Consider the following 22,392-nt stretch of genomic DNA (forward strand, 5'->3'; position numbering starts at 1 on the left):
CAGGCTCGTCACGGGGTTGTCCGGTTCCTTTTGTTGGCAGGCGGTGTCACGAGTGGGCGCCCAGGGCGCGGAAGTAGTCGTGCACGGGTGTGAGGCCGAGGTCGTCGCCGCGGAAGCCGACGTACTTGTCCGGGCGGATCAGATACAGGCTGGGGCGGCGCACGCCGTAGCGGTTGTGCGCCTCGCTGCGCAGGTCGGCGAAGACTCCGTCCAGAGGGTCGGGCGGCAGGTGGCCGCGGGTGATGAGGTGGACCTCGCCGTGCCCGGCCATCGCCTCGTGTGCGGAGGCCTGCCAGGCGGCCAGGGTGGTGGGGTCCGTCGTGTCCGCCGCGAACAGGATGAGGTGGTGGCCCGGCGGCCGGAGGATGTGGCGGAGCGCCACCGGCCCTTCATGGTTCTCGACGTAGGCGTCGCGTACCAGTTCGCCGGCTTCGGGTCCGGTGCGGGCCAGGTCGCTCCACGCTCTGGCTGGTGATTCGTGCCAGCGCTCGAAGACGAGGTCGCTGTCGCGGTAGTGGACGAGGTGTTCGCCGAAGGCGTTCGACAGCCGTTGCTGCACGGGGTTGAGCCGGCCGAACAGGCGCAGCGCGTGCCGCCTGGCCCTGCGGGCGATCAGCGTGCTGCCGGTGGCGACCTTCGTCGTGGCCGAGGTCGCCTCGACCACGGCCTTGATCACGGGCAGGCGTTCGGCCTGATAGCTGTCCAGGAGGGACTCCTCGGCGCGCCCGGTGACGACGAGCGCGAGTTTCCAGCCCAGGTTGTAGGCGTCCTGCATGCCCGTGTTCATGCCCTGGCCGCCCACCGGGCTGTGGCTGTGCGCGGCGTCGCCGGCCAGCAGGACCCGGCCCTGGCGCAGGCGGTCGGCCAGGCTCTCGCGGGCCACGAACGACGAGCTCCACTGCAGATCGCGTACGTGAGAGTCCAGCGGCGTGCGTTCGGCGACGTAGGCGGCGAAGTCGTCCAGCCCCGGAGTCTGCGGCGGCCGGTCGTCCGGCGTGCTGGCCAGGATGCGCCAGTAGCCCCCGACCATGGGGAAGACGGCCACGAGGCCAGACGTGCCGAAGTAGACATGGAAGCGGTCGCGGGTGAGCGGCCAGTCCACGGCGACGTCGCCCAGGATGAACCCCCGCTTCAGGTCGGCTTTCTGCCGGGTGATGCCCGCCGTTTCTCGCACGGTGCTGTGGGCGCCGTCGGCGCCGATCAGCCATCCGGTTTCGTACCGTTCGCCGCGTCCGTCCTCGTGGCTGAGCTCCACGCTGACGCCCTTTTCGCCGGCCCGCAGCCCGGCCAGGCGGGTGCCCCATTCGATGGTGACCCCCAGCTCCTGCGCGCGCTCGCGCAGCAGCGCGACCGTCTGCCACTGCGGGATGCACAGGTCCAGCGGGAACGGGGAGTCCACGGCCGTCACGTCCATCTCGGCCAGGGCGGTCGTGCCCTGGTAGAAGTTCAGCGTGTGCAGGGGTATGCCACGTTCGATGGCGGTTTGGGCCAGCCCGAGATCGTCCAGCATCTCCAGCGTTCTGGCCACGATCGACACCGCGCGGCTCTCCCGATGGTCGGCGCGCCCGGCGTCGATGATCCGTGGGATCGCTCCCCGCCGTGCCAGGTCGATGGCCAGCACCAGGCCGGTCGGCCCCGCGCCGACGATGAGAACATCCGCTTTCGTCGTCACAAACCCACCCTCTTAGAACGAATGATCGTTCTTTTTAGAAGAGCACGGCTGGGTCGTGACCGTCAAGAGCGAATGTTCGTTCTCTATGGTACGGCTTGCGCGGGCGCCGACATCAGGGCCCGCATGCCGTTCCTGAAAGCCGCCGAATCCGCGTAGCCGTACACCGCGCGCCGCACCAGGAACCCGTCGACCAGAGCCATCAGGACATCGGCCACCTGCTCGGCGGGGACGTCGGCGGGAAGCAGGCCGCGCCGCTGATGCCGCGCCACGAGGCCGCCGACCACGCCGCGGGCCTCCGCCATGACCTCCTTCAGCTTCGTGCCCAGCGACGGCGACCGCAGCGCCTCCGACCAGACCTGGACCAGCAGCTGAGCCGACTCCCGCGACCCGGATAGCGGCGGGCGCTCGACCCCCAGCACCAGATCGACGATGCTGTCCAGATCCGGCGGCCGCGCACCGTCGTCCGCCTCGAACGCCGACGCGACCTCGGCCAGCGCCTCGGCCGCGGTCGCCGCGATGATGTCATCCTTGCTCTTGAAGTAGCGATAGACGGCCCCGGCCGACAACGCGGCCTCGGCCAGCACGTCCTGCATGGACGTGGCATGGAAGCCGTTGCGGATGAAGCAGCGCCGGGCGGCGTCCAGAATCTGACGGCGGCGGGCTTCGAGGTGCTCCTTGGGCATGCGTGCCATGGCATCCAACGTAGAACGAACGTTCGCCCTTGACAAACGCGCCTCTTCAAGAATAGAGAAGGAACGTTCGCTTTCTTTGTTGTGAAGGGTTGCGCCATGTCGATCGCCACCAACACCTTGAGCGCCCTGATCGCTCTCGTCTTCCTGCTCGCCGGAGCGCAAAAGGTCCGGCTACAGGCTTCGGTGACGGCCAACCTGCTGAGGCTAGGAGTCGGCCCGGCGATGACCCGCTCGATCGGCACCCTGGAAATCACCGGCGCGCTCGGGCTCGCAGCCGGCCTCTGGTTCAAGCCGCTCGCCGTCACGGCCGCGACCGGCCTCACGCTGCTGCTGATCGGCGCCGTGGGATTCCACCTCCGCGCCCGCGACTTCACCCACCGGCGCCACCGCTCCCACGCCATGGCGCCGGTGGTGCTGGCCGTGGCCACCGGAACGACCACCGCCCTGCTGCTCGCGACTTCCTGAGCGAAGAACACGGTGACAGAGCGTCAAGATCGAGCTGGCGGGTGGCCGGCGAGGACCCGGCTGCGCGAAGGCGGCGCCGGCCTCGCCCAGATCCCCACCTCGCCGTACGGGTTGACCCGCAATGACGTGGGCCGCCTCGCTCATCGAGCGAGGCGGCCGTCTGACGATCGCTCAGACAATCCACCAATCACAGTCCGGGATTCCGTTGTCGTCATCGACGCATACCGTGACGACGACGGCGAACCCCAGATCGGTGACATAGACCGTGTACCTGCCCCACTCGAAGACCTTGCGCGCCATGTCATCGAACGTCGTATCCGGGGTGAGCGGGCTGATCTCGCCCCGCCCTGGCAACTGGTCGAAGCGGCGCTCGGCGACGATCTGCTCGAACTTCTCCCTCGGCATCGACGCGTCGGCGGCATAGATGGTCGCCCGTACCGGGTCGCCGGTCGGCCGGCCGATCTGCTTTTCGACGATCTGCTGGAACTCCCGGATCGTCAGCCTGCCCTCGCGCAAGTTGATCGGGAACCCGTCCTCGGCGTGCGACGGGCTGATGGTGAGGGTGGCCAGTACGGCGATGCCGACGACCGCGGCGACGCCCACCCGGATGATGTTGACGAGCATCTTGCGCATGTTCGGGACTCCCCTGTGTGGTCTGTTCTCGCCCGGCCGGGATGGCAACGGCTTCCGGTGCTCTACTCCTGGAGGCGTTCCATCCCGTTCCATCCAGGTGCCGCAGGGCCGCGACGGCGACACCGTCCGCGGCCGTGACCGCGTCTTCGACGGCCGCGGCCTCTGACACGGACCCGACCACGCCAAGGGCCGCGCCTGGCAGGATCGAGGCAGAGGGCGACGTCGCGGTGGCCCGCCGCCCCAGGTGTCGCATCGCCAAACAGCATCAGGCCCGCGTCCGCGAGAGCGCAGCCGTCGCCGCCCTCCTGGCCACGCGGGGCGTACCGCCCCAAGGCATGAGCGCCGAACGGGTCGGACGAGCGTTCCACGCGACCGGCGGCACCGCCAGAGCCCCTTGAAGCCTTCGGCGGAGATGAGTTTCGCCGTGGCCGCGGGTCTGTACTTCCGACGGCACCCGAGGAGGGCATCATGACCGCTTCCTACACCTTCGACGTCTTCTCCAGCCTCGACGGCTTCGGCTCCGCCGGCGGCGACTGGGGCGGCTACTGGGGCAAGCAGGGCCCCGAACTGCTTGAGCGCCGATTCGCCCTGTACGGGCAGGAGCAGCGGATGGTCTTCGGCGCCACCACGCATCGGGCGTTCGCGCGGATGCTGGCCACGAGCGCCGAGGACTCGGGGGTCCATGACCCCTGGGTCACCCGGATGCTGAACCTGCCCGCGACGGTGGTGTCGGCCACGCTGCGGGGTCCGCTCGACCGGCCGGACGCGACCGTCGCGAGCGGCGACGCGGTCGACGTCGTCGCCGCGCTCAAGGAGACCTCCGGGGTGCCGTTGCGTTCGCACGGCAGCCTGTCGATGAACCGGGCGCTGATGGCCGCCGGCCTGGTCGACTACGTCCAGGTGACGCTCTTCCCCGTGATCACCGGCCAGACCGGGCAGGACCCCGTCTTCAAGGGCGCGCTCGACTTCGACCTCGAACTGATCGAGCACCGGACGCTCGACGGCCACACCCAGGAACTCATCTACCGGCCCACGCTGCATACCCCCATGGGGTAGCGTGAGTGACATGAGGACCCAAGGTTTCGCCGAACCCGGCTACGAACGCGTACGTGAGGTCTTCCAGGACCTCCTCGACAGCGGCCGCGAGACCGGCGCCGGCGTCTCGGTATGGCGCGACGGCCGCGAGGTGGTGAACCTGTCCGGCGGGTGGGCCGACACCGCACGCACCCGGCCCTGGCGGTCCGACACCCTCGTCATGCCGTACTCCCTGTCCAAGGCCTTCGTCACCGTCGCCGCCCTGGTGGCGGTGCGCGACGGCGCCCTGAGCCTGGACGAGCCCCTCGCCGCACGCTGGCCCGAGTACGGCGTCAACGGCAAGCGGGCCACCACCCTCCGCCAGGTGCTCACCCATCGGGCCGGCCAGCCGCGCTTCCCCGCAGGGGCCGCCGACACGGACCTGCTGGACGAGGCGGCGCTGCGGGAGAGCCTGGTGCACGCGCCCCCGGAGTACACCCCCGGCACCAGACTGGGCGAACACGCACTGACCTATGGCCACCTGGTGGACGCCGCCCTGCGCGCGACGGCGGGCACGACCCTCGGCCAGATCCACAACGAGGTGGTACGCCCAGCGCTCGACCTGGACGCCTGGTTCGGCGTACCCGAGCGGCACCTGGATCGCGTCGCCGACCTGGAGTACGCCGACCCGGCCTGGCCCCGGCAGCTGCACGCCGCCCCCTGGCTCCAGATCCCCGCCGGTGCCCTCGACACCGCCCGCACCAACTCCACCGTATGGCGCCAAACCGTCTTCGGCGCGGTCAACCTCCAGTCCACCGCCACCACCATCGCCCGCTTCTTCTCCCACCTCACCGACCCCGCGGGCCCGGTTCGCGAACTCCTGGGCCGCGAACTCCACGAGGAACTGCTGGCCGCCCAGGTCACCGACTTCGACGAGGTCTTCGGGACCCGGATCACCTGGACCCTCGGCTTCGTCCGCGACTCCGGCAAGATCGCCAAAGGCGGCATCGGCGGCTCGGCCGGCTGGTGGTCGCGTACCCACCGCCACGCCGCCGCCTACCTGACCCGCCGCCTGGCCGACCACTCCCGCGCCGCCGAAATCGCCAATGCCCTCGGCGACGACCTCCGCGTCGTGGGCGAGGACCAGCAGCCGTCCTGACTCGGACATTGACCGCGTGTGTCTCATCGGATCGAATGCAAGAGGCTCCTCCCCCATCCGCAGCCGGCAGCCCGGCACCTCCGCCGCTGCCGCCCAGCTCGAAGGAGCGCCTCCCGTGAGACGCCGTGTCGCGTTAGCCATGGTCACGGGCACCGTCAGTGTGCTCGTGACCCTCTCGATCCCACCCGCCTCCGCCGACCCGCCGAAGACATCGGATCGCGTCACCGCGGCCACCGACCACCTGGTGGCCTCCAGGCCCGCCCTGCTGCACAGCTCGCCCAAGGACGCCTACACCCGCCATCGAGTGATCGCCGGTCAGGGCGGCCTGCGCTACACCCCCTACACCCGCACCTACGCGGGCCTGCCGGTCCACGGCGGCGACTTCGTCGTGGTCACCGACGCCGCCGGCGGCGTACTGAGCACCTCGGTCTCGCAGGAGGCCGCCCTGCAAGTGGACACCACCCCCAAGCTCAGCGCGCAGGAGGCCGCCCGCCTGGCCGGGGCCCAGCTGAGCGAGGTCGCGTCGGTCGCCGCCCCCAAGCTGAGCGTCATGGCGGAAGGACGCGGCCGCCTGGTCTACGAGGTCGTGGTCACCGGCGCCGACCGGGGCAGGCCGAGCAGGCTGCACGTCTTCGTCGACGCCCGTACCGGCGCGATCGCGCAGAAGTCCGACGAGGTCATGGCAGGGGTGGGCAACAGCTTCTACAACGGCGACCCCGTCACCATCCCGACGCGCCACTCCGGCGGCGTCTACTCCATGACCGACCTGATGCGCCCGGGGATGGGCTGCGGCGGGCAGAACGGCGTGGCCTACACCGGGTCCGACGACTCCTGGGGCAACGGCAGCGGCACCAACCTGGAGACCGCCTGCGTGGACACGCTGTACGCGGCCGACCAGGAGTGGCAGATGCTCGACGTCTGGCTGAACCGTGACGGCTTCGACGGCTTGGGGCGCGGTTTCCCCGCCCGCGTCGGCCTGAACGACGTCAACGCCTACTGGAACGGGACCTACACCAGCTTCGGCCGTACCGCCGACAGCCGCCGCCAGGCCACCTCGATGGACGTTGTGGCGCACGAGTACGGGCACGCCATCTTCGCCCACACCCCGGGCCAGGATTACGGCACCAACGAGAAGATGATCCTGAACGAGTCCTCCGGCGACATCTTCGGCGCGCTGACCGAGCACTACGCCAACCAGCCCGCCACCCTCGACCCGCCCGACTACATGGTCGGCGAGGAGGTCAACATCGCCGGCACCGGCCCGATCCGCTACATGTACCGGCCCTCCACGCTGAGCGGCCACCCGGACTGCTTCTCCAGCCAGGTGCCGCCCATGATGCCCCAGATCGGAGCCGGAGTTCAGAACCACTGGTTCTACCTGCTGGCCGAGGGCAGCAACCCGGCCAACGGCCGGCCGCCGAGCCCGACCTGCGACAACTCCATCATCGCCGGGCTCGGCATCCGCAAGGCCGGCCAGATCTTCATGGGCACGCTGCTGCGCAAGACCCAGATCTGGACTCACCAGCGGGCCCGCAGGGCCTCCCTGGACGCGGCCGCCCAGCTGTTCCCCGGCTCCTGCGTGGAGTTGAAGACCGTGCGGACCGCCTGGAACGCCGTGCGGGTTCCCTCCGTGGCCGGTGAGCCCCAGGGCTGCTCGAACACCTTCGGGATCACGCTCACCCCGGCCTCGGTGACCGTCCGGCCCGGCGACCAGGTGAGCGTCGCCGTCTCCACGGTGACCGCCGTGCCCCCCGCGCAGGACATCAGCCTGTACGCCACCGGCCTGCCCCCGGGCACGACGGCCGGGTTCGCCCCGCCCGCCATCACCTCCGGCGCCGGCTCCACGCTGACACTGACGGCCGGCGCCGCCACGGCACCGGGCACCTACCACATCCCGGTGCGCGCCAACGGCACCTCCACCGACCGCATCGCCGTCCTCACCCTGACCGTCACCGCGTGACCGTCCGCGCAGGGTTCCGAGCCTGGGGCCCTGCGCCTCGCCGGCCGACGAGCACGGCGATGCCGTCCAGCACGCGCTGCAGCCCGAACTCGAAGAACGCGGTCAGGTCGAACTCCTGGGGCGTCTCAGCCGCGGGAAGGGCGCCGGACGGCAGGCCGGCCTGGAAGATCGGCATGTGGGAGGTGAACCACTGGTCCGAGGTCAGGCCGGTGTCGCGTTCTGACTCCGCCTGCTGCTCCAGGTTGGTGGCGGTGCCCCTGACGTAGTTGGCGACCGTCCACCACGCCATCTGGCCGGCCTCGGGGTCGAGCCCGAGATCGTGCACGGCCTTCATCGCCCAGTCCGCGTAGAGGAACAGGTTCGGCATCGGCTGGGGATGGGTGAGCGAGACCAGCCGGGGCAGCCAGGGATGTCGCAGGTAGAGGCGCCATTGGAGGCAGGCGGCGAGCTCCAGCCTGGCCCGCCAGCCCGCCGGCGGCGGGACGGGGAACTCCAGTTCGCCGAAGGCGGCGTCGGTCATCAGCGCGGCCAGGTCCTCCTTGCCGCGCACGTGGCGGTACAGCGACATGGTGGGCAGGGCGAGGGCGGCGGCGACGCTGCGCATGGAGACCGCGTCGAAGCCCTGGGCGTCGGCTATGGCGATCGCCGCGCCGACGACGCGTTCGCGGCCCGGCTTCGGGGGTGACGGGGCGGGCGCCGGCCGTACGAGGCGGCCGTTGGTCTGCTCCGCCACCACGGTGCCGGCCCGCGCGACGGTCACCACCACGCCCTCCTGGCGCAGCGCGGTCAGCGCCTTGGCGGCGGTCGCGGTGGCCACGCCCCACTGCTCGGCGACCTGCCGGGTGGACGGGACGCGGTCGCCGGGACGCAGCTCGCCCTCGGCGACGCGCCGCTTGATGTCGGCCATGATCTGCCGGTACCGGTCCATTGTGCTAGTACACAGCACGATGGGCCAGGGTGCCAAGTCTTCGAGGTCGCGGGCGGGTTTCCGCTCGTGCGCTGGCCTAGCACACCTTGTCCGAGCGCCTGTCCGCTGTTCTGTACGGCGTACCGTCGTCCTCGTACACCGTACAAAGGAGTGAACATGAGCAACCGCTATCTGGAAGGCCCCTTCGCCCCGGTGAAGGAGGAGGTGACCGCCCTCGACCTGCCGGTGACCGGCAGCCTTCCCGCCGACCTGGACGGGCGCTACCTGCGGATGGGGCCCAACCCGCTCGGCGTGGAGGATCCCGCCACCCACTTCTGGGCCTTCGGCGCCGGGATGGTGCACGGGGTCAGGATCCGGGACGGCCGCGCCGAGTGGTACCGCAACCGCTGGGTCCGCTCGGCCGAGGTCGAGGACGGGCTGCGCAGGATGGAACGCGGGCAGGAGCCCGGGTTCGTCGTGCCCTCCCCCAACATCCACGTGATCGGGCACGCCGGGCGCACGCTCGCCCTCATCGAGGGTGGCGGGCTCCCCCACGAACTGGGCTACGAACTGGACACGATCGGGCCGTGCCCGATGGGCGCCACCCCGGAGGGCTTCAGCGCCAACGCGCATTCCAAGGTGGATCCGCGCACCGGTGACCTGCACTCCCTGGCGTACCTGATGGGGCAGCCGTTCGCGCAGCACATCGTCACCGACCCGTCCGGAACGGTCACCCGCGCGACGAACATCCCGCTACAGGGAGTCCAGACCCCGTTCCTCCACGACTTCGCCCTGTCGCAGAACTACGTCATCGTCTTCGACATCCCGCTGGTCTTCACCATGGAGGCGATGTCCTTCCAGTGGGACCCGGCGTACCAGGCCCGCGTGGGCGTCCTTCCCCGGACGGGCGGAGAGGTCCGCTGGCTGCCGGTCGGCCCCTTCTACGTCAGCCACGTCCTCAACGCCCACGACGACGGCTCCACGATCACCGTCGACTTCATCCGGTCGGACGGCCCGGTCGACATCCTCGACCCGGGCGCGATCGAGCCGACGCTCGACCGCTGGACCATCGACCCGGTCGCCGGCACCGTCGATCAGCGGCGTCTCGACGACCGCGCGCAGGACTTCCCGCGGGTCAACGACGCGTTCGCCTCTCTCCCTCACCGCTTCGGCTACTCCGCCGTCACTCCCGTGTACGGCATGCCGTTCACCCTCGACGGCCCCCACCCCGACCAGTCGTTCACCAACGCGCTCGTCAAGCACGATCTACGGCACGGCACGACCGAGGTCCACGGGTTCGCGCGCGACGCGGCCGTCGGGGAGGCGACGTTCGCGGCCAACCCGTCCGGCGGCGGCGAGGAGGACGACGGCTACCTGATGGCCTACGTCGCCGACCCCGACCGCGGCGCCTCCGACCTGGTGATCCTGTCCGCCCAGGACTTCACCGGCCCGCCGGTGGCCCGCGTCCACCTGCCCGTCCGCGTCCCCCTCGGCTTCCACGGCAACTGGATCCCCGACGCCTGAGCCCTCAGGCGAGAGTGAGGGTCGTCAGGCCGGTCGTGCCCGTGAGGCCCGTGGTGAGGCACTGCAGGAGCTGCGTCTGCGGCAGGGTGATCGTCTGGAGGACCGTGCGGCCCTGGAAGCGTCCCGCGGTGACGGTTCCGGTGATCGTGGTGACGACCTGGCCGAGGACGGCGGTCGTGGAGCCGGAGACGGTGAGCGTGCTGGAGTCCCCGGTGCTCCAGGCGACGACGCGCTCGGCCTGGAAGGAGTCGAGGAGGTTGTTGCATCCGGCGGCGATGGTGAAGGTCTCCCCATACGAGCCGCTCGTCACCTGGCCTTCGCTGTCCACGCATGAGGTGAACCCGCCGGAGGTGGTGATGGTGATGTCGCGCGGCGTGAGGATGATGCTCGGGCTGTAGCTCACGCTCTCCGTTCCCTGACACTGCAGCAGCCCAAGCGCCGCGGGGGCGGCTTGGGCTGTGCCGGTGAGCGCGCTCGCGGCGAGCACGCCGGCGGCCACGAGGGCCGGCAGGCGGATCCAGGCCATCACGTTCTCCCTCAGGGCGGCGGTAGTGCTGTCGCTGGAGCGTCCCTCCCGTGACCTTGGACCACCACTGCCCTGCCGGCCACAGATCGCATACCGCGGACATCCGGTTGGATGATGCCATGGCAATGATCGAGGAGTACGTGAGGGACCTTCGGGAGGCCGACGAGACGAAGGCCGCGGTCGTGGGCGGCAAGGCCGCGCATCTGGGCGCGCTGTCGCGGATCGAGGGCATCCGCGTGCCGGCCGGGTTCTGCGTGACGACGGCCGCCTTCCGCCGGATCATGGCGGAGGCGTCGATCGGCGACCGGCTCGATCAGCTGTCGCGCCTGAACCCCGATGACCGGGAGGCGATCCGCACGCTGAGCGCGGAGGTCCGCCGGACCGTCGAAGGGCTGGCCGTCCCGGACGATCTGGCGGCGGCGATCACCCGGGCGCTCGCCCGGCTCGGCGAGGAGACCGCCTGCGCCGTGCGATCCAGCGCGACGGCCGAGGACCTGCCGACGGCGTCCTTCGCCGGCCAGCAGGACACGTACCTGAACGTCGTGGGACAGGCGGCGATCCTCCGGCACGTCAGCCGGTGCTGGGCGTCGCTGTTCACCGAGCGGGCCGTGACCTACCGCCTGCGCAACGGCATCGGCCACCGCACGGTCCAGATGGCCGTGGTCGTGCAGCGGATGGTCTTCGCGGACGCGGCCGGCGTCCTGTTCACGGCCGACCCCGTCACGGGCAACCGGAAGGTCGCCACCGTGGACGCCGGCTTCGGCCTCGGCGAGGCCCTGGTCTCCGGCCTGGTGAACCCGGACGTCTTCAAGGTGCGCGACGACGAGATCGTCGCCAGGAAGGCGGCCGGGACACGGGATGTGACGATCGATCCGCGACGGCAGGAGCAGCCGGCGCTGACGGATGCGCAGGTGGTACGGCTCGTGCGGCTCGGACGGCGGATCGAAGCGCATTTCGGCCGCCCGCAGGACATCGAATGGTGCCTGGCCGGCGACGACTTCCAGATCGTGCAGAGCCGGCCGATCACCACGCTGTTCCCCGTCCCCGCGGCCCGCGACGGGGAGAACCGCGTCTACCTCTCCGTCGGTCATCAGCAGATGATGACCGACCCCATGAAGCCGCTGGGGCTCTCCATGTGGCAACTGACGGCCATGGCGCCGATGCAGGAGGCCGGCGGGAGGCTGTTCGTCGACGCCACCCGGCGCCTGGCCGCACCCGGCTTCCTGGAGATGGTGGGCAGATCCGATCCGCTGACCAGGGACGCGGTGGAGACCGTACTCGAGCGCGACGACTTCGTCCCGGCGTTTCCCGACGCCGGCCCCGGCGGGCCGCCGCCCGGCGGCGCGCCCGCGGCGATCGAGACCGATCCGGCCATCGTCACCGGGCTGATCGAGCGCAGCCAGGCCGCCATCGCCAACCTGCGGCACGCCATCAGGACGAAGAGTGGACCGGCGCTGTTCGACTTCCTGCTGGAGGCGTTCCAGGAGCACAAGCGCGACCTCGGCGACCCCCTGAGCATGCGGGCGATCATGGCGGGGATGGACGCCACCTGGTGGCTCAACGACCGGCTGCTGGAATGGCTGGGCGAGAAGAACGCGGCCGACACCCTCACGCTATCGGCCCCCGGCAACATCACCTCGGAGATGGGACTGGCGCTGCTCGACGTCGCCGACGTGGTCCGCGCGCATCCGGAGGTGGTGGCGTTCCTGCGGGGCGTCCACGACGACGGCTTCCTGGACGAGCTGCCGAGGTTCGCGGGCGGGAGCGACGTGCGCGACGCCTTCGAGGGCTACCTTCACCGGTACGGCATGCGCTGCGTCGGCGAGATCGACATCACGCGGCCGCGCTGGCGCGAAAGCCCCGCCACGCTCGTGCCCGTGATCCTCGACAACGTGAGGAACTTCGAGCCGGGCGCCGCCGGACGGCGTTTCGAGCAAGGACGGCGGAAGGCGCAGGAGAAGGCGCGGGAGGTGCTCGAACGCCTGCGGGCCCTGCCGGACGGGGAGCACAAGGCCGGCGAGACCCAGCGCATGATCGACCGGGTCCGGACCTTCATCGGCTACCGGGAGTACCCGAAGTACGGCATCATCAGCCGCTATTTCGTCTACAAGCAGGCCTTGCTGAGCGAGGCCGAGCGCCTCGTGCGGGCCGGCGTGCTCACCGAGAAGGAGGACGTCTTCTACCTCACGTTCCAGGAGTTCCACGACGTCGCGCGCTCACACCAGGTGGATGACGAGCTCATCCGGCGGCGCAAGGAGGAGTTCCGGTCCTACCACGCGCTCACGCCGCCCCGGGTGCTCACCTCCGACGGCGAGGCCGTCACCGGGACGTACCGGCGCGACGACGTGCCGGGCGGCGCGCTGGTCGGCCTGCCGGTCTCCGCCGGGACCGTCGAAGGACGCGCCCGCGTCATCCTGGACATGGCCCAGGCCGATCTCGAACCGGGTGACATCCTCGTCACGGCCCACACGGACCCGAGCTGGACACCCCTCTTCGTCGCCGTCGCCGGCCTGGTGACGGAGGTCGGAGGCCTGATGACGCACGGCGCGGTGATCGCGCGGGAGTACGGCCTGCCGGCCGTCGTCAGCGTGGTCGACGCCACTCGGCTGATTCCCGATGGGCAACGGATCCGCGTACACGGAAGCGACGGGTACGTCGAGCTCCTGCCCTGACCGTTGGGTGCGGCGGAATCCTCCCTACCAGGGGATAGATGCATGCTCTAGGTATGGGAGCTGTGACGAACGACGACGACCAGGTACTGGCCGTGATGCCGCGCCTCGCGCAGCTGGGCGCGGAGCAGATGCGGCTCGTCCAGCCGCACGTCACGCGCCAGGTCCGGCAGCTGGAGCGGCGCGGCCCGATACGCCGCACGGGCGAGCCCGGCGACCGCCGCGTCAGCTTCATCGAGCCCACCGGCGAGGGCCAGGCGGCCGCCGACCTATACGCGCGCTCCCTCATCGGCTGGTTCGCCGGCGCCATCGCCCACCGGCCGCGCCAGGACCGCGCCGACCTGGGCCGCCTGCCGGCCCGCTTCGCCGACGACCTCACCGCCCACCTGCCGGCCGTGACGGAGCCGGCAGAGCGGTCAGCCGCTCCAGACCACCCTTGATGAGCCGCGCGTACTCGTCGTCGCCAAGCGCGCCGATCGTGGCCCGCGCCTGCCGCAGACGCTCACGGGCGCTTGCGAGATCGCCCAGTTCGCGATAGCACTCGCTCACGTTGAGATGCAGAGACGGATACAGGCCGGCCACCGGAAGCGCCACCCCCGCCTCCGCCACCCGCTCACCGGTGATCAGCCCGGCGGCGGCGAGCGCGCGCAGATCCCACATCAGCTCCCGGCCCACGTCGTCCTGCACGTCGGCCATCGCGTGGGCAAGGACGCAGATGTGCAGCGGATCGCCTTGCTCAGCGCCGATGTCTTCCCAGATCTGTGCGAACAGCTCGCGGGCCGCCGCGAACTGGTCGCCGAACCCGCCTCGGCGTCCCCGTTGTCCGGCGTCGTCCTGTCGCTGTTCATGGCGCTGCCCCGGTGGAGGCGAGTGACCTGCTCAGACAACGGCTCGCGGCGCTCTCCGCGGCCGCCGAGGAGATCGGCGCCACCATCCGGCGCGCCCACGACCAGGACCTGGCCTGGTGGTTCCTGATCGAGGAGGACTACCGGCCGGCGAAGGTCGAGGCCGAACGGGCCTTCGTCGAACGGCTCGCCGCATCCGTCGCCGGCGACGACTACCACCGGGCGTGGAACCACCACGTCAAGGGGTTGCTTCCTCCCAGGCGGCATGACGACGGTGGTCTCCGGCGTGACATCGCGGCCTCGGCGGTGTTCCGATCGCGCGGATCAGAGCGGGTGGCTTCGGGCCTGATCAACCCCCGACCATTGTTCGCGGTTGATTGATTGAGGCCGCCGCCCTGAATCCAATCAACCGCCGCGTGCTACATCGGCAAGAGACAGCCACGCGCTGTCTTCTCGTTCCCTGGAAGGAGTTGCCCCGATGCGGAAGCCCATGTTCGTGGTCGCGGGCGCCGTGACCGATACACCGCCTCCAGAGCCACGGCAGAAGCGCTTACCCCAGCTTTGTCGTGCGCCGCCGGCCGAACTCGTCCACGTCCATTCCACCCTGCCAATCTGACGGCGCCCCGCCGCCGTCGTTGCGGCAGACGAACTCAGAATTCAATCGCGTGTGCCTGCGGCACGACACCCCAGGAAGGTCAATGCGTATCAGGCGCTACACCTTATCCGTGGAAGACCTGGCCAAGACCCGGCTGATCGGGACGCTGGGACCGCTTGCCGAGACGGCTTTCGCTCTTCAGACGCTGCAGCACACCGCGAGCCCCGCACTGTTCGAAGCGTGGCGGAAAACCGCGAGGAAACGTATTCCGCCGCAGGCCGCGGCCCTCACACGATTCATCGCCCCAGCCCACGGCGTCATTCTGGACGTGCCTTCGCTCGTGGGCGTACACGCGGAAATGGATGACGCGCTCGACCGGCTGCACGGCGTACCCCAGTGGATGCTGTACGCGGAGGTCGACTATGTGGTGGGCTCCCGCCGGGTACCCGATCCGGTAGGTCAGCTCGCCTACGGCGACGGGCCGGCACGTACGGCGCTGGTGCGGGCGCTCAAGACGGGATTCTCCGCCACGGTCGAGCCTTATTGGGACCGGGTCAAAGGGCATCTCGAGGCGCGGACTCTGGTTGCCTCGCGGGTTCTCGCCGCGCACGGTATCGCCGGGCTGCTGAGTTCGCATCCGTCGCTGACGTGGAATCCGCCGGTTCTGGAGCTTCGCAGAAGAACAGCCTCGAATGACCCCTGGAACGCGACGTTGAGCGACTTCTGCCTGGAGGGACGCGGACTCGACATCGCATTCTCCCTGTTTTCTCCTTGGCCCAGCATGCTCCATCCCGAAGACACGCAGCGGCCCTTCATTCTCGTTCTGCCGGCGCGGCCGACGTTGCAGGCGGGGGCCGACATCTGGTCCAAGGGTGAGCATGCCGATCATCGGCGCCTGGCCGCTTTGCTGGGCCGTACCCGCGCCGCGGTTCTGGAGTCCGTCGCCGAAGGACGCACGACCGGTGAGATCGCCCGCCACCTGAACATCTCCTCCGCGGGCGCCAGCCAGCACGCGACCGTACTGCGTGAGGCCGGGCTGATCACCACACAGAGGCATCGCAACACCGTGATCCACACCCTGACCGCGTTGGGGGCCATGCTCCTCAACGGCGGGTGAAGAGAAACGCTCAAATGGAGGAAAGACCATGAGAAAGCCCGCAGCGCTCGCCCTCGCCGGCATCGCCATGATCGGCGCACTCGCCGCCACTCCTGCTCCCGCCGCCGCGGCCGTCGGGCGACTTGTCCTGACAACGGACACCGGCTCCTCAAGCCAGCTCATCTACGGCGGCTGCGAGAACCCCGTGCTCACCCATGCTCCCTCCGGCTTGGCGACCTTCAACAACACGCCCGCGCCGGGCTGCGCCGTCTGGCTCAGCAACGGGAGCCAGCACTTCGTACTGTGCGCGGGCCAAGGCACCGTGCCCGCCGTCTACGCCAACAACGCCCTCATCCACATCCGGCAAGGCACCAGCCTTCCCTGCCTTTAGGCCTCCCAGCAGCAATGCCGTTCCCCGCACGGGCGGATCCAGACTGACCGGTGAAACCCGGATCGAGCCGCACCACCCGAGCCGACACACCCACCTACAGGGCCTGCCAACTTGCTGGGCGGTTCACCGCCCGTGCGGGAGCCAGGCTGACCCGCGAGACCCGGACCGACCCGCTGCAACCAGACCGACACGCACGACCCGGGCTCCCTCGCGGGTCTTGGGGTGACCAGGGGATCGTGAAGGCGGCAGGGCAGGACTTCTGGTGATCTTGACGATGGGCTTCGCAGCCGGGCCTGACGCCACCGGAGGGACAGGGCAGTGGCTGATTCCTGGGTGGCTGGCCGGCTGGGCCGGGCCGGGTCAGACCGGGCCGGGTCAGACCGGGCCGGGTCAGACCGGGCCGGGTCAGACCGGGCCGGGTCAGACCGGGCCGGGTCAGACCGGGATGGGTCAGACCGGGATGGGTCAGACCGGGATGGGTCAGACCGGGATGGGTCAGACCGGGATGGGTCAGACCGGGATGGGTCAGACCGGTTGGGTGGCTGAGATGGGTCGGTTGGGCGGTCCGAGTTGCTTGGAAGTTGTGGTGTTGGAAGTTGTGGTGACAGATTTTGAAATCTGTCATCCTATATGCCATAGTGAAGCCATGCGAACTCTGGGAAACAACGGACCGTCGGTGTCAGCGCTCGGTCTTGGGTGCATGGGCATGTCGGATCTGTATGGGCCGGCCGACGAGGCCGAGTCCGTCGCCACGATTCGGGCGGCGCTGGATGCCGGTGTCACCCTTCTCGACACCGGCGACTTCTACGGGATGGGGCACAACGAGTTGCTCATCCAGGAGGCGCTTCGGGGAAGGGACCGCGCCGCCGTACAGATCAGTGTGAAGTTCGGCGCGCAGCGCGACTTCGACGGGAACTGGCTCGGGTACGACGGGCGACCGGCGGCGGTCAAGACGTCGCTGGCGTATACGTTGCGGCGGTTGCGCACGGATCATGTGGATGTGTATCGGCTGTCGCGGGTGGATCCGGCGGTGCCCGTCGAGGAGACCATCGGGGCCATCGCGGACGAGGTCGCCAAGGGGCATGTGCGCTACATCGGACTGTCCGAGGCTGGAGTCGGGACGATTCGGCGGGCGCAGGCGGTGCATCCGATCGCGGATCTGCAGATCGAGTACTCGCTGCTTTCGCGTGGGATCGAGAACGAGATCCTGCCCGTCTGCCGAGAGCTGGGGATCGGGGTGACGGCTTACGGGGTGTTGTCGCGGGGCCTGCTCAGCGGCCGCTGGGACAAGGACCGTCAGTTGGCGGCGGGCGACTTCCGCTCCGTGAGCCCTCGGTTCTCCAGTGAGAACCTCGCCCACAATCTGGCGCTGGTCGACGCCCTCCGGGAACTCGCCGACGCCAAGGGGGCCACGGCGGCTCAGCTGGCGATCGCTTGGGTTCTGGCGCAGGGTGAGGACATTGTCCCGCTCATCGGGGCGCGTCGCCGGGATCGCCTGTCCGAGGCCCTGGGCGCGCTGGACATCGCCCTCACACCTGCCGACCTGGCAGCCATCGAGACCGCCGTCCCGCAGGGCTCGGCTGCCGGCGCACGGTACGCCGAACAGCAGATGGCCCACCTCGACAGCGAAATCACCACCTCCTGAACCCCCTCGCCCCACACCGCCTGCCACTGCGATGCGGCCCTGCCCGGATCACAGCGCCGCCCGTCCTGCAGGCTCGCCGCCTGTCCTGCAGGCTCAGAACAAGTCCGCCCAGGCCGGACACAAACCGAAACGATCACTCCGAGTGAGCACCCACCTCCTCTGTGCCGTGTGGCCGGTCGTGGCGGAGCGGAGGTGCGCTCTACGCAGAGGCGTGGGTGCTCTCCGCGTGGATACGGGAGCGTGCTCCGCGTGGATACGGGAGCGTCCTCCGCGTGGATGTACGCACACGGTTGGGCTGACAGAATTGGTCATATGACAGAGGGCGTGTTGACTCCGGAGCAGATCCTTGGCGCGGCCGAGGATGCGCTCCGGAGGTATGGGCCGGCGAAGGCCACCGTGGTGGATGTTGCGCGGGCCCTGGGAGTGAGCCATGGGAGTGTCTATCGGCATTTTCCCAGCAAGGCGGCCCTCCGGGAGGCGGTGACTGAGCGCTGGTTGGATCAGGCGCACGCTTCGCTTGTCGCCGCCGTCGAGGCGGAGGGGCCGGCGGTTCCTCGGTTGGGGACCTGGTTCGCTGTGCTGTTCGCGGCGAAGCGGGCCAAGGCGTTGAAGGATCCTGAGCTGTTCGCGACGTACATGGTGCTGGTCCGTGAGTCCAGTGGGGTCATTGAACGGCACATTCAGGGGCTGGTCGGGCAGATTGAGCGGATCTTGCGCGATGGGATCGCGCGAGGAGAGGTCTCCGTGGAGGATCCTCCGGTTACGGCGCGGGCCGTTTTCGATGCCATGAACCGCTTTCACGATCCCGCCTATGCCGATGAGTGGGCACGGCCGGGGATCGAGGAGGCCTTCGATGCGGTGTGGGCGCTGATCGAGCGGGGGATCGCTCGTCGTCGCCGGTGACCGCCGCCCCGACAGTCGGGCGCCTATCGGGTTGGTTATGCCTCTCGGCGGTTGTGCCTCTTGGCGGTTGTGCCTTTCGGGGGTTGTGCACCTGGACGCGACAGGGCGGGCCACTGACGCTGCCCACGCCCGCATACCAAGGATGGTGCAGACGGCTGACGACTGACGGCCGACGGGCAATTGTCAGACCCGTAGCGGGCTTGAGCAGGGTGACGTAGCCGCGGTCGTCGAGCAGGATGGTGCGGACGCTGCCGCCCTTGCCGTGGATGCGGACGTGTTCGTCGTCCAGGCGCAGGTCCAGGTGTTCGACGTATAGGCCGCACACCTCCGAGGCGCGGGCGCCGCACACATAAGCGGTTTCGAACAGCACCCGATCCCGTAGCCGGTCCAGCGGTAGATCCTTGCGCGGCCGCCGCGAGCAGATCACCGCCAGCACCTTGGCCACGTCGGCGGCCGCGGCCGGGCGGGGAAGCCTCTTGGGCACCTTGACGGTGTCGATGCGGTCCATCGGGTTGGCGGCCAGGAGGTCGTGGCGGACCCTCCACTTGGCGAAGGAGGCGACGGCGGCGCGCTTGCGCTTGCGGCTGGCCGGCGACAGCTCGGCGAGTTCGGCCAGGAACGCGCGAACCGGCGCGGCGGTCAGCTCACCTGAGTTCTTCGCCGTGGTGGGCGGCGAAGGCGATCAGGTCGCCGCGGTAGGCGCGCCGGGTGTGCGCGGAGGCGCCGGCGTTGGCCAGGTCGGTGAGGAACTCGTCCAGGTGCCGGGCGAGCGGGTGAGCGCGGCCGAACTGCTCGACGATGGCCGGATCCACCGTGCCGACCTCGCTATTCGCAGGGTTGCCAGATAGCCGGAAACAAAGCCTGCGCGCCGAGCGACGGCCGCCCAGCTCACGCTACCCGGTGATCGCTATCTTGCCAGATAACGCTGATTATCCCGCAACACGCGCGGTCGTGCGCGTCTTTGGTGTGGGAGTACCGCCGGTCATGTGTGGGAAGGGCACCGGACCCTGCCCTGGAGCGTGGCAGACGCCGTCTCACGTGGGACGGGCCGGCGCCACCGAAGGTGGAGAAACGCGCTCGACGCCCCGATCAGCCCCTCTTGGGGAAGGCGGCGCGCAGTGCGGAGCCGCGGGTGATGAACGCGACCCGGATGAGGGGCAGCATGCAGACGACCTGCATCACGGCGTACCATAGCGGACAAATCCCCGGGATCAGGTCGACGCCGATGATCGCGATCGGCATGATGACGGCGAGAGCATTCACGCGCTCGAAGGCCCGTCGAGATCCCCGGGAAGCGGAGACCGTCATCCAGTAGATCAGCACGGCCACCACCGGCAGCAGGATCGCCCGGACCCACATGAACGTGTTCACCATATGACCGCTGCTCGATACCACGATGACTGCCAAGAGGGCGATGGCGCTGAGTGCGCCGTACACCTTGATGCTGTTCTTCGCCGTGCCGAAGGCCCCTTGGGTGCGGGGGGTGTTGAGGAGTGCCGCCTCGGTCGTGGTGTGTGTGTTGGATTCCATGCTTAGCGACGCTACGAAGCGGTTGGTCGAGGCGGTATCGGTTCAGGCACACGGGTGGGTGGGGCCAGACCCACTCCTTGGCCGGTCCGGGCAGTAGCGTGCTCGGCGCGGTGCACAGTAGAAGCATCGAATGGAGAGGCGAAGGAAGAGGCATGCGGCAGTTGGGTACCTGGGCGAGGCGCATCGGCGTGGGGTTCGTGCGGTCGTGCGTCGTGGCGGTCGTCACCATGCTGGCCCCGGCCGTGTGGGCCGTGGCCGTGGCGTGGGCCATCTGGTGGGGTGCGGGGAACCCATGGTCGTGGCTGGGGCCGTTCGTGCTGGTGTGCGTGGGCACCCTCGGGCTGTCCCGACCGGTCTGCCGGCTGGTCCGTTCGCTGGTGGCGAGGTGGACGGGCACCTTCATCCCCGCCGGCTACCGGGAGGCCGGGCCGGTGGTGCGGATGTCCACCGGGTACTGGTGGAACGGCTTCTCCTACGAGCGCAGCCGGCGTGACGCCGTCCTGGATCAGAAATGGCGGGTGCGGTGGAAGGATCCCGCCGTCTGGCGCGACGTGCGGTTCACCGGGATCGTGCCGTTCGCCGCGGGCGTGGTAGCGGCCGTTCCGCCGGCCGGGGTGGTCGCGGCGGTCCTCGGGCTCGGCCAGCCGGGGCTCACCTCGCGCCTGGCCGGAGTGTTCGGCTTGGTCGTGGCCATCGCCACAGCCCCGTACGCCTGGCGGCTGCTCGTACCAGTCGCCGTCCGCTTCCTGCGCCCGTCGCGCGCGATGGCGATGACCGAGCGGGTGGAGGAACTGACCGCCCAGCGCGCGGACGCGACGGTCGCGCAGGCCGCCGAGATCCGCCGGATCGAACGGGACCTGCACGACGGGGCGCAGGCCCGCCTGGTCGCACTCGGACTCGCGTTGGCGACCGCCGAGAAACTCATGGAGACTAACCCCGACCAGGCGAAGGCGCTGATGCGGGAAGCACGGGGCGGTGCCGCCGCCTCGCTGGCCGAGCTTCGCGAACTGGTCAAGGGGATCAGCCCGCCGGTGCTGAACGAGCGGGGGCTCGTCGACGCCGTCCGCGCCCTGGCCCTGGACGTCCCCCTCAACGTGGCCGTCAGCGCCGACGCCGGCCTGCGCCTGGACCCCGTGATCGAGGCCGCCGTCTACTTCGGCGTCGCCGAGCTGCTGACCAACGCGGTCAAACACGCCCAGCCGTCCCAGGCGCGGATCTCCCTCGCACAGGACGACGCCGATCTCATCGTCGAGGTCGAGGACGATGGGCGGGGCGGGGCCAATGTGCGCGCCGACGGCGGACTCGCCGGTCTGCGCCACCGCCTCGCGGTCTTCGACGGCACCCTGGAGATCAGCAGCCCGCCGGGCGGCCCGACCCGTGTGAGAATGGCACTGCCATGCGACTCGTTGTAGCCGAAGACCTCTACCTCCTGCGCGAGGGGATGGTCCGCCTGATCCAGGCGTACGGGCACCAAGTGGTGGCCACAGCGGCCACGGGCCCCGAGACGCTGGAGGCGCTACGGAGATGGCGCCCGGACGTCTCCGTCATCGACGTTCGCATGCCGCCGAACCAGTCCGACGAGGGCCTGCGCGCGGCCCTGGCCGCCCGTGCCGAGATGCCTGGGCTGCCGGTCCTCATCCTCTCTCAGCACGTGGAGCAGCTGTACGCCCGGGAGCTCCTGGCCGACGGATCCGGCGGCGTCGGCTACCTGCTGAAGGACAGCGTGTTCGACGCCGACCAGTTCATCGGCGCCCTGGAGCGCGTCGCGGACGGCGGGACCGCCATGGACCCGGCCGTCATCGCCAAGCTGTTGTCCAGCAGTTCCCCAAGCCGCGGGCTCGAGCGGCTCACCGAACGCGAGCACGCCGTTCTGGCGCTCATGGCCGAGGGACTGTCCAACCAGGCCATCGGCCGCCGCCTTTTCCTCAGCGACAGCGCCATCAGCAAGTACACCACCTCCATGTTCGGCAAGCTCGGCATCGTCGACGACGAAGACACCAACCGCCGCGTCCGCGCCGTCCTGGCCTACCTGAACAAGCCCTAGCTTGATCGGTCGCCTGGCACGTTCACCTGACCTCATGCCCGCCGAGCATGGCCTCCGTCCACGACCCCCGCCCTCGCTGTCGTCGGCATCCAGGCCGTCACGGTGGGCTGATTCTGGGCCAC

Annotated in this window: 22 protein-coding genes and 1 pseudogene; 14 read left to right on the forward strand and 9 right to left on the reverse strand. The window is 69.8% G+C overall.

Going from position 1 to position 22,392, the window contains the following annotated elements:
* Positions 1-46 precede the first annotated feature (46 nt).
* The gene (locus ACIBHY_RS36490) at positions 47-1,672 is read right to left on the reverse strand and encodes an FAD-dependent monooxygenase (protein ID WP_397309080.1); all 1,626 of its coding nucleotides are present in this window, start codon (positions 1,670-1,672) and stop codon (positions 47-49) included.
* An 83-nt stretch (positions 1,673-1,755) separates the two neighbouring features.
* The gene (locus ACIBHY_RS36495; protein ID WP_397257090.1) at positions 1,756-2,364 is read right to left on the reverse strand and encodes a TetR/AcrR family transcriptional regulator; all 609 of its coding nucleotides are present in this window, start codon (positions 2,362-2,364) and stop codon (positions 1,756-1,758) included.
* Between the two features lie 96 nt (positions 2,365-2,460).
* On the opposite strand from ACIBHY_RS36495, the gene ACIBHY_RS36500 reads away from it, so the two are divergent.
* Positions 2,461-2,829, forward strand: a complete 369-nt coding sequence (locus ACIBHY_RS36500) for a DoxX family protein (RefSeq protein WP_397257088.1) — start codon at positions 2,461-2,463, stop codon at positions 2,827-2,829.
* 171 nt (positions 2,830-3,000) lie between these two features.
* On the opposite strand, the gene ACIBHY_RS36505 is transcribed toward ACIBHY_RS36500, so the two are convergent.
* A complete protein-coding gene (locus ACIBHY_RS36505) occupies positions 3,001-3,462 on the reverse strand; it encodes a hypothetical protein (protein ID WP_397257086.1) in 462 nt (153 codons plus the stop codon).
* A 468-nt stretch (positions 3,463-3,930) separates the two neighbouring features.
* Here ACIBHY_RS36505 and ACIBHY_RS36510 point away from each other — a divergent pair, with 468 nt between their 5' ends.
* From ACIBHY_RS36510 to ACIBHY_RS36520, 3 genes are all read left to right on the forward strand, one after another.
* Positions 3,931-4,518, forward strand: a complete 588-nt coding sequence (locus tag ACIBHY_RS36510; RefSeq protein WP_397257082.1) for a dihydrofolate reductase family protein — start codon at positions 3,931-3,933, stop codon at positions 4,516-4,518.
* 10 nt (positions 4,519-4,528) lie between these two features.
* Positions 4,529-5,635, forward strand: a complete 1,107-nt coding sequence (locus tag ACIBHY_RS36515) for a serine hydrolase domain-containing protein (protein ID WP_397309081.1) — start codon at positions 4,529-4,531, stop codon at positions 5,633-5,635.
* A gap of 115 nt (positions 5,636-5,750) precedes the next feature.
* Positions 5,751-7,595 (forward strand): M4 family metallopeptidase, encoded by a 1,845-nt coding sequence (locus ACIBHY_RS36520; RefSeq protein ID WP_397309082.1) that lies wholly within the window; start codon positions 5,751-5,753, stop codon positions 7,593-7,595.
* Here the strand turns inward: ACIBHY_RS36520 and ACIBHY_RS36525 are convergent.
* Entirely contained in the window at positions 7,585-8,523 is a 939-nt protein-coding gene (locus tag ACIBHY_RS36525; RefSeq protein WP_397257077.1) for a GntR family transcriptional regulator, read from the reverse strand. The two genes, ACIBHY_RS36520 and ACIBHY_RS36525, sit on opposite strands and share 11 nt — an antisense overlap.
* Positions 8,524-8,679: 156 nt before the next feature.
* Between ACIBHY_RS36525 and ACIBHY_RS36530 the strand changes: the two genes are divergently transcribed.
* Entirely contained in the window at positions 8,680-10,026 is a 1,347-nt protein-coding gene (locus tag ACIBHY_RS36530; protein WP_397309083.1) for a carotenoid oxygenase family protein, read from the forward strand.
* 4 nt (positions 10,027-10,030) lie between these two features.
* Here ACIBHY_RS36530 and ACIBHY_RS36535 read toward each other — a convergent pair whose 3' ends face one another.
* A complete protein-coding gene (locus tag ACIBHY_RS36535) occupies positions 10,031-10,552 on the reverse strand; it encodes a hypothetical protein (RefSeq protein WP_397309084.1) in 522 nt (173 codons plus the stop codon).
* Positions 10,553-10,677: 125 nt separating this feature from the next.
* Here ACIBHY_RS36535 and rph point away from each other — a divergent pair, with 125 nt between their 5' ends.
* Together rph and ACIBHY_RS36545 are read left to right on the forward strand one after the other, a co-directional pair.
* Positions 10,678-13,224, forward strand: coding sequence for a rifamycin-inactivating phosphotransferase (gene rph, locus ACIBHY_RS36540; protein WP_397309231.1), 2,547 nt, complete (start codon positions 10,678-10,680; stop codon positions 13,222-13,224).
* Between the two features lie 53 nt (positions 13,225-13,277).
* A complete protein-coding gene (locus ACIBHY_RS36545; RefSeq protein WP_397309085.1) occupies positions 13,278-13,661 on the forward strand; it encodes a MarR family winged helix-turn-helix transcriptional regulator in 384 nt (127 codons plus the stop codon).
* Here ACIBHY_RS36545 and ACIBHY_RS36550 read toward each other — a convergent pair.
* Entirely contained in the window at positions 13,597-13,917 is a 321-nt protein-coding gene (locus tag ACIBHY_RS36550; RefSeq protein WP_397309086.1) for a hypothetical protein, read from the reverse strand. The two genes, ACIBHY_RS36545 and ACIBHY_RS36550, sit on opposite strands and share 65 nt — an antisense overlap.
* A gap of 164 nt (positions 13,918-14,081) precedes the next feature.
* Between ACIBHY_RS36550 and ACIBHY_RS36555 the strand changes: the two genes are divergently transcribed.
* The 5 genes from ACIBHY_RS36555 (at position 14,082) to ACIBHY_RS36575 (ending at position 18,696) form a co-directional block, all read left to right on the forward strand.
* Complete coding sequence (locus ACIBHY_RS36555; protein ID WP_397309087.1) at positions 14,082-14,447, forward strand: hypothetical protein; 366 nt, start codon at positions 14,082-14,084, stop codon at positions 14,445-14,447.
* A 344-nt stretch (positions 14,448-14,791) separates the two neighbouring features.
* On the forward strand, positions 14,792-15,778 hold the full coding sequence (locus ACIBHY_RS36560; protein WP_397309088.1) for an ArsR/SmtB family transcription factor: 987 nt from the start codon (positions 14,792-14,794) through the stop codon (positions 15,776-15,778).
* Between the two features lie 28 nt (positions 15,779-15,806).
* On the forward strand, positions 15,807-16,148 hold the full coding sequence (locus ACIBHY_RS36565) for a hypothetical protein (protein ID WP_397309089.1): 342 nt from the start codon (positions 15,807-15,809) through the stop codon (positions 16,146-16,148).
* 646 nt (positions 16,149-16,794) lie between these two features.
* On the forward strand, positions 16,795-17,793 hold the full coding sequence (locus ACIBHY_RS36570) for an aldo/keto reductase (RefSeq protein ID WP_397309090.1): 999 nt from the start codon (positions 16,795-16,797) through the stop codon (positions 17,791-17,793).
* Between the two features lie 312 nt (positions 17,794-18,105).
* A complete protein-coding gene (locus ACIBHY_RS36575; protein WP_397309091.1) occupies positions 18,106-18,696 on the forward strand; it encodes a TetR family transcriptional regulator in 591 nt (196 codons plus the stop codon).
* A 262-nt stretch (positions 18,697-18,958) separates the two neighbouring features.
* Here ACIBHY_RS36575 and ACIBHY_RS36580 read toward each other — a convergent pair.
* The 3 genes and pseudogenes from ACIBHY_RS36580 to ACIBHY_RS36590 all read right to left on the reverse strand — a co-directional run.
* Positions 18,959-19,204 (reverse strand): annotated as a pseudogene (locus ACIBHY_RS36580) (recombinase); the annotation flags it as partial.
* A gap of 136 nt (positions 19,205-19,340) precedes the next feature.
* Complete coding sequence (locus ACIBHY_RS36585) at positions 19,341-19,508, reverse strand: site-specific integrase (RefSeq protein ID WP_397258746.1); 168 nt, start codon at positions 19,506-19,508, stop codon at positions 19,341-19,343.
* A 277-nt stretch (positions 19,509-19,785) separates the two neighbouring features.
* Entirely contained in the window at positions 19,786-20,226 is a 441-nt protein-coding gene (locus tag ACIBHY_RS36590) for a hypothetical protein (RefSeq protein WP_397309092.1), read from the reverse strand.
* A 152-nt stretch (positions 20,227-20,378) separates the two neighbouring features.
* Between ACIBHY_RS36590 and ACIBHY_RS36595 the strand changes: the two genes are divergently transcribed.
* Both ACIBHY_RS36595 and ACIBHY_RS36600 read left to right on the forward strand, forming a co-directional pair.
* Complete coding sequence (locus tag ACIBHY_RS36595; RefSeq protein ID WP_397309093.1) at positions 20,379-21,638, forward strand: sensor histidine kinase; 1,260 nt, start codon at positions 20,379-20,381, stop codon at positions 21,636-21,638.
* Positions 21,623-22,270 (forward strand): response regulator, encoded by a 648-nt coding sequence (locus ACIBHY_RS36600; protein ID WP_397309094.1) that lies wholly within the window; start codon positions 21,623-21,625, stop codon positions 22,268-22,270. The genes ACIBHY_RS36595 and ACIBHY_RS36600 overlap by 16 nt, the downstream gene beginning before the upstream one ends.
* The last annotated feature ends 122 nt before the right edge of the window (positions 22,271-22,392 follow it).

The organism is Nonomuraea sp. NPDC050547 (genome assembly GCF_044457345.1).
Taxonomy (GTDB): domain Bacteria; phylum Actinomycetota; class Actinomycetes; order Streptosporangiales; family Streptosporangiaceae; genus Nonomuraea.